Annotated in this window: 9 protein-coding genes; 7 read left to right on the forward strand and 2 right to left on the reverse strand. The window is 58.1% G+C overall.

Annotated features, from left to right (window positions below):
• The first annotated feature begins 9 nt into the window (after positions 1 to 9).
• The gene (locus KGB23_RS12215) at positions 10 to 1,815 is read left to right on the forward strand and encodes a phenylacyl-CoA dehydrogenase (protein ID WP_056741279.1); all 1,806 of its coding nucleotides are present in this window, start codon (positions 10 to 12) and stop codon (positions 1,813 to 1,815) included.
• Between the two features lie 88 nt (positions 1,816 to 1,903).
• Here KGB23_RS12215 and KGB23_RS12220 read toward each other — a convergent pair whose 3' ends face one another.
• Positions 1,904 to 3,487: a hypothetical protein gene (locus KGB23_RS12220; protein WP_223431262.1), complete on the reverse strand. Its 1,584-nt coding sequence runs from the start codon at positions 3,485 to 3,487 to the stop codon at positions 1,904 to 1,906.
• A 407-nt stretch (positions 3,488 to 3,894) separates the two neighbouring features.
• On the opposite strand from KGB23_RS12220, the gene KGB23_RS12225 reads away from it, so the two are divergent.
• The 3 genes from KGB23_RS12225 to KGB23_RS12235 all read left to right on the forward strand — a co-directional run bounded on the left by KGB23_RS12225 (position 3,895) and on the right by KGB23_RS12235 (position 9,037).
• Positions 3,895 to 5,184: a GGDEF domain-containing protein gene (locus KGB23_RS12225; RefSeq protein ID WP_223431263.1), complete on the forward strand. Its 1,290-nt coding sequence runs from the start codon at positions 3,895 to 3,897 to the stop codon at positions 5,182 to 5,184.
• 90 nt (positions 5,185 to 5,274) lie between these two features.
• Positions 5,275 to 7,071, forward strand: a complete 1,797-nt coding sequence (locus KGB23_RS12230) for an acyl-CoA dehydrogenase C-terminal domain-containing protein (RefSeq protein ID WP_223431264.1) — start codon at positions 5,275 to 5,277, stop codon at positions 7,069 to 7,071.
• Between the two features lie 187 nt (positions 7,072 to 7,258).
• Positions 7,259 to 9,037: an acyl-CoA dehydrogenase C-terminal domain-containing protein gene (locus KGB23_RS12235; protein ID WP_223431265.1), complete on the forward strand. Its 1,779-nt coding sequence runs from the start codon at positions 7,259 to 7,261 to the stop codon at positions 9,035 to 9,037.
• A 227-nt stretch (positions 9,038 to 9,264) separates the two neighbouring features.
• Here the strand turns inward: KGB23_RS12235 and KGB23_RS12240 are convergent, their stop codons facing one another.
• Positions 9,265 to 10,194: a LysR family transcriptional regulator gene (locus KGB23_RS12240; RefSeq protein ID WP_223431266.1), complete on the reverse strand. Its 930-nt coding sequence runs from the start codon at positions 10,192 to 10,194 to the stop codon at positions 9,265 to 9,267.
• Between the two features lie 169 nt (positions 10,195 to 10,363).
• Here KGB23_RS12240 and KGB23_RS12245 point away from each other — a divergent pair, with 169 nt between their 5' ends.
• The 3 genes from KGB23_RS12245 (at position 10,364) to KGB23_RS12255 (ending at position 12,570) form a co-directional block, all read left to right on the forward strand.
• Positions 10,364 to 11,647, forward strand: coding sequence for an aspartate aminotransferase family protein (locus KGB23_RS12245; protein WP_223431267.1), 1,284 nt, complete (start codon positions 10,364 to 10,366; stop codon positions 11,645 to 11,647).
• Between the two features lie 253 nt (positions 11,648 to 11,900).
• A complete protein-coding gene (locus tag KGB23_RS12250) occupies positions 11,901 to 12,257 on the forward strand; it encodes a type II toxin-antitoxin system RelE/ParE family toxin (RefSeq protein WP_223431268.1) in 357 nt (118 codons plus the stop codon).
• Positions 12,250 to 12,570 carry a helix-turn-helix domain-containing protein gene (locus tag KGB23_RS12255; RefSeq protein WP_223431269.1) on the forward strand — a complete coding sequence of 107 codons (321 nt, stop codon included), beginning with the start codon at positions 12,250 to 12,252 and terminating at the stop codon, positions 12,568 to 12,570. Before KGB23_RS12250 ends, KGB23_RS12255 begins: the two co-directional genes overlap by 8 nt.
• The last annotated feature ends 46 nt before the right edge of the window (positions 12,571 to 12,616 follow it).

The following is a 12,616-nucleotide window of genomic DNA, read 5'->3' on the forward strand; positions in this document are numbered from 1 at the left end:
TTTATCGCTATGCCTGACTACAAGGCCCCCTTGCGTGATATTCGCTTCGTTCGTGACGAACTGCTCGGCTACGAAGCGCACTATCAGAGCCTTCCGGCTTGCCAGGACGCTACTCCAGACATGGTTGACGCCATTCTCGAAGAAGGCGCCAAGTTTTGTGAGCAGGTGCTGGCTCCGCTGAACCGCGTGGGTGACACCGAAGGCTGCACCTGGAGCGAGTCCGGCGTTAAAACCCCGACGGGCTTCAAAGAAGCCTACAAACAATTCGTCGAAGGGGGCTGGCCAAGCCTGGCCCATGACGTAGAGCACGGCGGCCAAGGCCTGCCGGAATCTCTGGGTCTGGCCGTCAGCGAAATGGTTGGCGAAGCCAACTGGTCGTGGGGCATGTACCCAGGCCTGTCCCATGGCGCGATGAACACCATTTCCGAGCACGGCACGCCTGAGCAGCAAGAGGCTTACCTGACCAAGCTGGTTTCCGGCGAATGGACCGGCACCATGTGCCTGACCGAACCGCATTGCGGCACCGACCTGGGCATGCTGCGCACCAAGGCCGAACCTCAGGCCGACGGTTCCTACAAAGTCTCCGGCACCAAGATCTTCATCTCGGCTGGTGAACACGACATGGCCGACAACATCGTCCACATCGTGCTGGCACGTCTGCCGGATGCACCTGCGGGCACCAAAGGCATTTCGCTGTTCATCGTTCCCAAGTTCATGCCAAACGAAGACGGTTCGGTCGGTGCACGCAACGCTGTGACCTGTGGTTCCCTGGAACACAAGATGGGCATCCACGGCAACGCCACCTGCGTGATGAACTTCGACGCGGCCACTGGTTTCCTGATCGGCCCGGCGAACAAAGGCCTGAACTGCATGTTCACCTTCATGAACACCGCACGTCTGGGTACTGCGCTGCAAGGTCTGGCTCACGCCGAAATCGGCTTCCAGGGCGGTCTGAAATACGCTCGTGATCGTCTGCAAATGCGCTCCCTGACTGGCCCGAAAGCGCCGGAAAAAGCTGCTGACCCGATCATCGTTCACCCTGACGTACGTCGTATGCTGTTGACCATGAAGGCCTTCGCCGAAGGTAACCGTGCGATGGTTTACTTTACTGCCAAGCAAGTCGATATCGTCAAATACGGTGTAGATGAAGAAGAGAAGAAGAAGGCCGACGCACTGCTGGCGTTCATGACGCCGATCGCCAAAGCTTTCATGACTGAAGTCGGCTTCGAATCTGCCAACCACGGCGTGCAAATCTACGGCGGCCACGGCTTCATCGCCGAGTGGGGCATGGAGCAGAACGTTCGCGACAGCCGCATTTCGATGCTGTACGAAGGCACCACCGGTATCCAGGCACTCGATCTGCTGGGCCGTAAAGTGCTGATGACTCAAGGCGAAGCCCTGAAAGGTTTCACCAAGATCGTCCACAAGTTCTGCCAGACCAACGAAGGCAACGAAGCGGTCAAAGAGTTTGTCGAGCCATTGGCTGCGCTGAACAAAGAATGGGGCGAGCTGACCATGAAGGTCGGTATGGCTGCCATGAAAGACCGCGAAGAAGTCGGCGCGGCCTCGGTGGATTACCTGATGTACTCCGGTTACGCCTGCCTGGCTTACTTCTGGGCTGACATGGCGCGTCTGGCTGCCGAGAAACTGGCTGCCGGCACCACCGAAACGGCGTTCTACACCGCCAAGCTGCAGACTGCGCGCTTCTACTTCCAGCGCATCCTGCCGCGTACCCGCACTCACGTTGTCACCATGCTGTCGGGCGCTAACAATCTGATGGACATGAAAGAAGAAGACTTCGCGCTCGGCTACTAAGCCTCACGCCGCTCTTCAATAAACCGCCGCTTCTTTTGGGAGCGGCGGTTTTTTTATGGGCGCCAGACACGCAACGCTGCCGCGTCCATCAAGGCGTCGGGATAAACGGCGTGCCGTCGCAATAGAAGTTCCCCGGCAAAACACCCCTGACCGGTACGGCCACCGGGGCTGACCGAATCGCTTGCCCGGCCGCATTGAGCGTCGTATAGAAGACGTACATTACCCCTCTGCCGATCAGGCCCATGGTCAATGGGTACGGCACGTTCAAGGTCTGCCCCAGCGTCGCAGCGTCGGCTGACAGCAAGGCAGAGACGGTGACTGGCGGATTGATCAGCGTCGAGCCATCGTCCTGTCGACTGAGTGCACAGTTCACAGTAACCGTCGCATTGGCCCGCAAGAGCTCCGAGGGCGGGATAAATACCTCAATGTTACGGTTGGAATAGGGCAGGTCGCTGGGTTGCGGGGAGTTGCAGGTGAGATTGCCGTTGTTCAGGTATCTCACCACTGACGGCGGCAACTGCATGAAGGTCGACAGATTGAAGATCAGATTCCTGGCGACCAGCCCGTCGAAGTTTACCCCGCCACTGGTGATCCTGAACCTGACGGAGGCCGGCGTATCATTGGTGGTGGCTCCCGGAACAGCGGCTTGCACGCGTGCCGCAGGGACCACCAACCGCATCGGCAACGACTGCCCGGCATATACAACAGCCACCGCCGCCAGCGTACCGACGAGTACCGTGATGGAGTTGCCAATCTGCAAACCGTCGACACTGTCCAGCCACACCTCCATCCCGGCTGGTGTGATGTCAGCCAGGGTCACCGTGTTGTCTGGCGCAATAGCCTGCGTCACCCGCGGCACGGGAATATTTGAAGGCGCTATTTGAATCGCGACCCTGACTTCAAGGATCAATGAGTCTCGAACGCGATTGCCGGCCTGGTCTATGAGGCGGTATTTCAGTTGCTGTGTGCCATTGCCTCGGTTGCGAAAAGTTTCCGCTGATACGGGGATAAATCGGTCAGCCGGATTGTCGGGCAAGGTGACAACCGGCGGAACGGCGTAAGAAACCTCCATGTGACTATAAGTGTATCCATAGTAGAAAACGCAGCGCAGGCCAATCTGGTTATCGATTTCGGGGTGCGGTGGTATCCGGAACATGACGGGGTCGTTGGCGAGCAGATAAGCCTCGGTGATCAGCGCAGTGTCGAGGTTGGGCGGTAGCAGCGGGCGTGGCGGAGTGATGGTCAGGTGGCCAAAAGGTGCAGTCTTCTGAATCAGCAACTGGGTGCTGGCGGTGGCGCTCAGTAAATTGTCGCCATCATCCAGAACGTACGTGAGCCGATGCACGCCTTCACAGCATAGCTTAGAGCGCGGTACAAGCAGCTCGAAATCCCCGGCGGGATACGCCGGCAATTGATGGTAGGCAATGATTTCATACTCACCCGGAGACGGTAACTCTGCGTATATCCGGATAATGGGGCGCGACCCGGCGGGACCGGGTTGTGGCAATGCCGGGATGCCAATACGCAGGTCACGTGCCGTCGCGGCCAGAGGAATCAAACCACCGGAATTGGGTATGGCTTCCACCACTCTCAGCGGTAGCAGCCTGGGTATCGCATCACGAATCAGAGTAAGTGAAGTGGTGCTGACTGCCTCGATAACTGGGTCTTCCATGCGTGTCACTCCTGTCAGGTTTGGACGACACTCTCCTATCCCGAAAGTGGTGGTAGGGCTCCGGTGAGTGGTACAGGGGATTAAACGCCGTTAAAACACCGGCCGATACTGTCATAACTGACAGTTGCAAATGGCGCGCATGTTGCATGAGGCGTGATGTTGCCAAACGCCAAACGCTGAAGGCTTTTCTGCTCCGGCGATCCGACATCTGTAAAAAAGCCATGGCTGATCGATCTAATGGCTATCAGCCACTTTATTTCTGAAATACCTGGCAAATCGCTCAGAAAAACCGAATTCCTGCCGCTATAGAGGGTGCGGTGTGATGCAGATCACATTGCGTGTGCTTAACTGCGCCAAGCGAAGGCACAATGCCATCTTTGATTTGCCCGGGCCGGAGCTCAACCCCCTTGCCGCGTTCTTCTGCTGTTCATATCAACCATTTCCTGCCGTCGCTGGTCCTGTTGCTGGCGGGGCTTGCCGCAGCCTACGTCAAAGATCTCAACGTATTCTTCACGTCATTGTTCAACGTCCTGCCGACCTTGGTCCTGCTGCTTGGCGGGTCGTATTGTGCGGTTTATCGGCGACAGCGCGAGCTGTTCCTGATGGTCACGGTGTACATCGCCTACTTTTTGCTCGACACCCAGACCGACTTTTACCGCGATAACGGCAAGGTCCGCGAAGACGCAGCCGTGGTGTTCCATTTGTGTTGCCTGCTGTTGCCGCTGCTGTTCGGCATCTTCGCCGCGTGGCAGGAACGCACTCATTTGTTTCAGGACATGGTGGCGCGGTTCGCTGTGTTGCTGGCGTTCGGTAGCGTCGCGCTCGGTCTCGAACAAAGTTATCCACACGCGCTGTTGATGTGGCTCTCGGAAATTCGCTGGCCGGCACTGCATGGCGCGTGGATGAGCCTGATCCAGCTGTCGTATCCGGTGTTCATCGCCTCTTTCGTGCTGCTCGCCTGGCAGTACTGGCGCAACCCGCGACCGCTGCATGCGGCGCAGTTGGTCGGTTTGCTCGGCTTGTTCTGGATGTTGCCGAAAACCTTCATCCTGCCGTTCACCTTGAACATCATGTGCAGCCAGGTCATGTTGATGATCGCGGCCGCCGTGGCGCACGAGGCATATCAGATGGCCTTCCGCGACGAGCTTACCGGCCTGCCGGGGCGCCGCGCCTTGAATGAGCGGATGCAGCGATTGGGGCGCAATTACGTGCTGGCGATGAGCGACGTCGATCACTTCAAGAAATTCAACGACACCCACGGTCACGATGTCGGCGATCAGGTATTGCGACTTGTCGCCAGCAAGCTGTCGAAAATCGGCGGAGGCGGTAGGGCGTATCGCTACGGCGGTGAAGAATTCGCCCTGGTGTTCGCAGGCAAGACCCTCGAAGAGTGCATGCCGCACCTGGAAGTCATCCGCGAATCCATCGCCACCTACAACATTCAACTGCGCAATCAGGACAGCCGTCCTCAGGACGACCAGCAAGGTCGTCAACGTCGCGCGGGCTCGGGCGCCTCAAGTGTGTCGGTCACCGTCAGCATTGGCGTCGCCGAACGGCTGGAGCAGCGCACTCCCGAGAAAGTGCTCAAGTCCGCTGACGAGGCGCTCTACAGTGCCAAGGGCGCAGGACGCAACTGTGTGGTGGCGTTCGGTCAGAGCCGTCGTGGCGCGGTGCGCATGGACGCCGCTAATGATTGAGTGATGATGGCGCATTCAGCGTCTGGACTGTGATTGTGAGGCCGGGTGCGCGGCAGTAGGTTTGGGGAATCTGCTGCCGGAGAAATGACCATGCCTGAGTACAAAGCACCCCTGCGCGACATGCGCTTTCTGATCGACCACGTCTTCGATTTTCACAGCAACTACGCCGCGCTGGGCGCCACCGATGCCAGCCCGGACATGGTCAATGCGATCCTCGAAGAAGGCGCAAAGTTCTGTGAGAACGTTCTCGCACCGCTGAACCGCAGCGGCGACGAAGAAGGCTGCCATCTCGACAATGGCGTGGTGACTACGCCTACAGGCTTCAAGCAGGCCTTCGCACAATACGTTGAAGGTGGCTGGCACGGTCTGGCGGCTGATCCGGTTTACGGTGGCCAGGGTTTGCCGAGCTCACTGGGGCTGGTCATCAGCGAAATGGTCGGCTCCAGCAACACCTCCTGGGGCATGTACCCCGGTCTGACTCACGGTGCAATGTCGGCGATCCACGCCCATGGCACCGAAGAACAGAAACAGACTTACCTGAGCAAACTCATCGCTGGTCAATGGACCGGCACCATGTGCCTGACCGAAGCCCATTGCGGCACTGACCTGGGCATCATCAAAACCCGCGCCGTGCCTGCGGCCGACGGCAGCTATGCGATCTCCGGCAGCAAGATCTTCATCTCTGCCGGCGAGCACGACATGAGTGAAAACATCATTCACCTGGTGCTGGCGAAACTGCCGGACGCTCCGGCCGGGACCAAGGGCATTTCACTGTTCATCGTTCCTAAATTCCTACCCAACGACGAAGGCGAGGCGGGAGAGCGCAATGGCGTTTCCTGCGGCTCGATCGAACACAAAATGGGCATCAAGGCCTCGGCCACCTGCGTGCTGAATTTCGACGATGCCAAGGGCTTCCTGATCGGTGAGCCGAACAAGGGCCTGAATTGCATGTTCACCATGATGAACCATGCGCGACTGGGCACCGGGATGCAGGGTTTGTGTCTGGGGGAGGCGAGCTTTCAGGGGGCGATCAAGTACGCCAATGATCGTCTGCAGATGCGCGCGCTGACCGGCCCGAAAGCGCCGGAAAAACCAGCCGATCCGATCATTGTTCATCCTGACGTGCGCAGGATGTTGCTGACCATGAAAGCCTTCAACGAAGGCAACCGGGCGCTGACCTATTTCACCGCGCAGTTGCTGGACGTTGCGCATCTGAGCCCGGACGAAACGGCGCGTCAGGATGCCGAAGACCTGCTGGCGTTCCTCACGCCGATCTGCAAAGCCTTCATGACCGATACCGGGCTGGAAGTGACCAACCACGGCATGCAGGTGTTCGGTGGTCACGGTTTTATCCGCGAGTGGGGCATGGAGCAGCTGGTACGCGACTGCCGCATCGCACCGATCTACGAAGGCACCAACGGCATTCAGGCGCTGGACTTGCTTGGTAGAAAAGTCCTCGGCAGCCAGGGGAAATTGCTGCGCGGGTTCACCAAAATCGTTCACAAGTTCTGTGCGGCAAACGCGGGACATCCGCAACTTGCCAGCTACGTGGCGCAGCTCAACGACCTGAATCAGCAGTGGGGAGAGGTGACTACCAAGGTCGGTATGGCTGCGATGAAAAATCCGGATGAAGTCGGCGCGGCGTCGGTGGATTACCTGATGTACAGCGGTTACATCATCCTCGGCTATCTGTGGCTGCGCATGGCGCTGGTCGCTCAGACACAGCTCGATTCGGGCAGCGGCGATGCCGATTACTGCCAGGCAAAACTGGCGACCAACGAGTTTTACTTCAAGCGATTGTTGCCACGCACGGCGGCTCATCGGGCGGCCATCGAGGCGGGCAGCGACTGTCTGATGAACCTGCCTGCGGAGTTGTTCGCACTATAGTGTTTCAAGCCGACGTAAAAGAGCCCGCCTGGTTGCGGGCTTCTTTAATGGTTCGCTTTTCAGTGACTAAAAATAACAAAACGGTCATGAGCTGACCCTATGTGTCGTAAATGTTGTTGGGTTACACTCGGACCCAACGAAAGCACCACTCCTACGAATCACCTGTTTAGATCTTGCGAGGTTTGCCATGGCTGACTACAAAGCGCCCCTGCGCGATATGCGCTTCGTCCTCAATGAAGTGTTCGAGGTCGCCAAACTCTGGGCCGAGCTGCCTGCGCTGGCCGAGACTGTCGATGCTGAAACGGTCGAAGCCATTCTTGAAGAAGCCGGCAAGGTCACCAGCAAAAGCATCGCGCCCCTGAGCCGTGCGGCTGACGAAGAAGGTTGCCATTGGGCGGACGGTGCCGTCACCACGCCGGCAGGTTTCCCACAGGCTTATCAGACTTACGCTGAAGGCGGTTGGGTCGGTGTCGGTGGCGATCCGACCTACGGCGGCATGGGCATGCCCAAGGCTGTTTCGGCGCAGGTCGAAGAAATGGTCAATTCCGCGAGCCTGTCGTTCGGCCTGTACCCGATGCTGACCGCAGGCGCCTGCCTGTCGATCAACGCCCACGCCAGTGAAGCGCTGAAAGCCGCATACCTGCCGAACATGTACGCCGGCGTCTGGGCCGGCTCCATGTGCCTGACCGAGCCACACGCCGGTACTGACCTGGGGATCATCCGCACCAAAGCCGAGCCTCAGGCCGACGGTTCCTACAAAGTCAGCGGTACCAAGATCTTCATCACCGGCGGTGAGCACGACCTGACCGAGAACATCATTCATTTGGTACTGGCCAAACTGCCCGACGCACCGGCGGGGCCCAAAGGCATTTCGTTGTTCCTGGTGCCGAAGTTCATGGTCAATGCCGATGGCAGCCTGGGCGCGCGCAACCCGGCGACCTGCGGTTCGATCGAACACAAGATGGGCATCCAGGCCTCCGCGACCTGCGTGATGAACTTCGACGAGGCCGTGGGTTATCTGGTCGGCGAGCCGAACAAAGGCCTGGCCGCGATGTTCACCATGATGAACTACGAACGTCTGGGTGTTGGTATTCAAGGCTTGGCCAGCGGCGAGCGTTCGTACCAGAACGCCGTCGAGTACGCCCGCGACCGTTTGCAAAGCCGTTCGCCGACCGGCGCGCAGAACAAGGACAAGGTCGCTGACCCGATCATCGTCCACCCGGACGTGCGGCGCATGTTGTTGACCATGAAAGCCTCGAACGAAGGCGGTCGTGCCTTTTCGACCTACGTGGCCATGCAGCTGGACACCGCCAAGTTCAGCGAAGACGCCACCACCCGCAAACGCGCGGAAGATTTGGTGGCCTTGCTGACCCCGGTGGCCAAGGCGTTCCTGACCGACCTGGGTCTGGAAACCACGATTCACGGCCAGCAGGTTTTCGGCGGCCACGGTTACATCCGTGAGTGGGGCCAGGAGCAACTGGTCCGCGACGTGCGCATCACCCAGATCTACGAAGGCACCAACGGCATTCAGGCGCTGGACCTGGTCGGACGCAAGATCGTCGGTACTGGCGGGGCGTTCTACAACCTGTTTGCCGACGAGATCCGTCATTTCACTGCGACTGCCAGTGCTGATCTGGCCGAGTTCACCAAGCCGCTGAACGATGCCGTGACCACCCTCGACGAATTGACCGCCTGGCTGCTCGACCGGGCGAAAAACAACCCGAACGAAATCGGCGCTGCCTCGGTCGAGTATCTGCAAGCATTCGGTTACGTGGCGTATGCGTACATGTGGGCACTGATGGCCAAGGCCGCTTTTGGCAAAGAAGTGCAGGACGATTTCTACGCGAGCAAGTTGGGCACGGCGCGGTTCTATTTCGCACGCCTTCTGCCGCGTATTCACTCGTTGAGCGCGTCGGTGAAGGCCGGTAGCGAGTCATTGTTCCTGCTGGATGCAGGACAGTTCTGACAATGTAACGTCGTGTAAGCATTCTCTTACATGACGTGCTGCTCTTCTCCCATAGATGCAAATTGGATCCACAGCTAATCTACTTCACATGGACGTCGCGCAGGAAGCGCAAAGCAACAACACGGACACGTAGGATTCTGCCAGGACGGCGGAGTGAAATGGATGTCAGGGAAACAGTCTGCAAAGCCCCGCTTCGGCGGGGTTTTCTTTTGTCTGCAGAAAAGTGCTCAGCTCATTTCATCCCGTGTTGCCGGGCTACTCAAACGTCTATCCGAGCCATTCATCACTTCTTCCAGCAACGTACGCAATAAGGCCAGCGAGGCCTGTTGTCGCTGCACATCCCGACACACCAATCCAACTTTAAGCGGCACCCTCGGCTCGCTCAATGGTTTCCACAACAGTTCCTTGTTGCCGTGTGCCTGTTGTGAGCGTCCGGGCAGCACCGTCGCCAGTCGCGTGTGCGGCAGGCTGTCGAGAATCCCCGCCATGTTGTTCAGTTCTGCCTGTACCTGCGGACGTCGTCCCAGATTGGCCAATTGCGCCTGCCAGATCTGCCGTACTTGAAACTCTTCACCCAGTAGCAACATCGGCAATTCGGCGGCCTGACTCATCGAGACTTTCTTGAATTCCCGCAACGGGTGATCCGCCGGGATGACCAGGGTCAGTTCGTCTTCGTACAGCATTACGCCGTGCAACCCCGGCTGACGAGGTGGCAGATAGCTGATGCCGATGTCCAGAGAACCGTTGAGCAAGCGCCGCTCGATTTCCAGCCCCGTCAGTTCATAGATCTGCACCACCAAATGCGGCTGCGCCTTGCGCACGCGTTCGAGCATCTGCGGCACCAGGCTGGTATGGACGGTCTGCAATACACCGATAGCCAGAGTACGCAGTGCCTGGCCCTTGAAATTGCCCAAGGCTTCCCGTGCCCGCTGCAATCCATCCAGCAAGGGCAGGGCATGGTTGTACAAAGTATGAGCAGCGAGGGTTGGCAGCAGACGTTTGCTGCTGCGTTCGAACAGACTCACATCGAGGTTTTGCTCGAGGTGACGGATCTGCTGGGACAGCGCCGGTTGGGAGATTGAAAGCCGCTCGGCAGCCCGGCCCACATGACCTTCTTCGTAGACCGCGACGAAATAACGCAGTTGCTTGAAATCCATAAGGTGTGCTTATCGAAAATGCTGGGAAATCGAAATGGCTCAAGGCCTTGGCTGAGCCTAGTCTAACCGCATTCACAAGGCTTACAGGGCCACAGAGCGCCATGAGTACCGTTTGCTTCGAGGGTGTTTACATAGGTAAGGCAAAAAACCTCGCACGAGGTTTGATCAGTTGAACTTGTTCAGCTTGCGGCGCAATCCTCCGAGTCTTGATGACCTGGCGGTGGGCACCTTCTTGCCGTCCACAGACGACAAACTTTCCAGCGAGTACCTGATGCCCAGTGTCGAGCGACCGAAACAGATATTCGTGCGCGGCCAGGGCTCATGGTTGTGGGACAGCGATGACCGCGCTTATCTGGATTTCTCACAGGGTGGCGGGGCCAATAGCCTTGGACACAGCCCTTCGGTACTGGTCAACGCCATTGCGATGCAAGCTCAGTCGCTGATTAATCCCGGTTTCGGCCTGCATAACCGCGGCATGCTCAATCTTGCTGAGCGACTGTGTTCCAGCACCGGGAGTGATCAGGCGTACCTGCTCAACAGTGGTAGCGAAGCCTGTGAAGCGGCGATCAAACTGGCGCGCAAATGGGGCCAACGGCATCGCGGCGGGGCTTCGCGGATCATCGTTGCCAACAACGGCTGCCATGGTCGTAGTCTGGGGACGATTTCGGCGTCGGACAGTTCGAATCTGACTAACCGATTCGAGCCGCTGCTTCCGGGCTTCAGTCACGTGCCGTTCAATGATCTTCCGGCCTTGCATGCGGCCGTCGACGCCCAGACCGTGGCGATCATGCTCGAACCGATCCAGAGCGAAGCCGGGGTGATACCGGCCACCGAGCATTACCTCAAAGGGGTCGAGCGCCTGTGCCGTGAGCTGGGCATTCTGTTGATCTTCGACGAAGTGCAAACCGGCATCGGTCGTTGCGGCACTTTACTCGCCGAACAATCCTACGGCGTGCGGGCAGATATCGTTGTTCTCGGCAAAGGGCTGGGTGGTGGCGTGCCATTGGCAGCGTTGCTGGCGCGGGGCAAAGCCTGCTGTTTCGACGTCGGTGAAGTGACAGGAACTCATCATGGCAATGCGCTGATGACGGCGGCCGGTCTTGCCGTCCTCGACAGCGTGCAGGACAAGGGATTTCTCGATCATGTCGGGGAAACCGGTCAGCACCTGAGCGAAGGTCTGCAGCGTTTATCTCATCGCTATGGTCACGGCGAGTTGCGCGGGCTAGGTCTGTTCTGGGGGCTTACCTTGTCCGACGAATCGGCTGACGCCGTCGTCAAAGCGGCGCTTTACGAAGGCTTGCTGCTCAACGCTCCGCAGCCCGATTGCCTGCGCTTTACCCCGGCCCTGACCGTCAGCAAAACCAACATCGACGAAATGCTCCTGCGCCTGGCCCGCGCCTTCTCCCGCGTGCGCACTGCGCAACTGCAGTGCCGCAAAGGGATTGCCGTCTGATCAGACCCGCCCTACACGAATTTCCGAACCGTCTCGCGGTATAACGCATCGCCCCATGCCTGATTCTTTTGGCGTGGGGCGTTTTTTTGTCTCTGCGTTTTGCCAAATGCATTTCAGTGCTTGAGCCGTATCGGGATCAATGGCTTTTTAGAGGGTGTCGGCAAGGAGTGCCGGTGCCAGCGAAACGATATGTGGGTGGAGCTGGCTTTGATTTCTATACCACTGGGTGGTATGTTTTGTGGAAGGGATGCCAATGTCACCAAGGTTGTTCAAAACGAAACGCTTTTCGATGCAGGTCGGGAAGGCCTGGATCGATGACGACGAGCTTCGGGAAGCATTCACCGAAATGCTCAATGGCCAGGCGGACAATCTCGGCGGCGGGGTCTGGAAGAAGCGCTTGAATGCCAACCGCCATCGGTCGATTGTTTTGGCCAAAGGTGGCCGTTACTGGGTTTATCAGTTTCTGTATGCCAAGAAAGACCAGAGCAATATCAGTCCGAGGCAATTGGCCGACTTGCGCGAGTTAGCCAAGACGTATGGAGGGCTGACCGAGATGGAAATCCAGCGCTTGCTGGATATGAAGGAGTTTGTGGAGATATCTCATGAGTAAAAAATTCAAAAGTGAAATTTCGGAATCGATACACGAGTCAGCTAGTGCCTTGTTTGCCATCGGTGCAATCAGCAAGGCAACCATGCGCGAATTCGATGAGTCATGTCTTGCAACGGTTCCGGACGCGATCCCGGCCGAGCAGATCAAAGCGCTACGTGAACGCAACAATGTAAGCCAGCCAGTGTTCGCGCGTTACCTGAACACCAGCGCCTCGACGGTTAAACAATGGGAAGCGGGAGACAAGCACCCCAGCGGCATGGCGTTGAAGTTGCTGAGCATCGTTCAGAAACACGGTCTTGAGATACTGTCCTGAAGAACCGCACTGAACCCTGACGAATGGCAAAGGTCGATTAGCTGTA

Origin of the sequence: Pseudomonas sp. GL-B-26, from assembly GCF_019947405.1 — a bacterium.
Taxonomy (GTDB): domain Bacteria; phylum Pseudomonadota; class Gammaproteobacteria; order Pseudomonadales; family Pseudomonadaceae; genus Aquipseudomonas.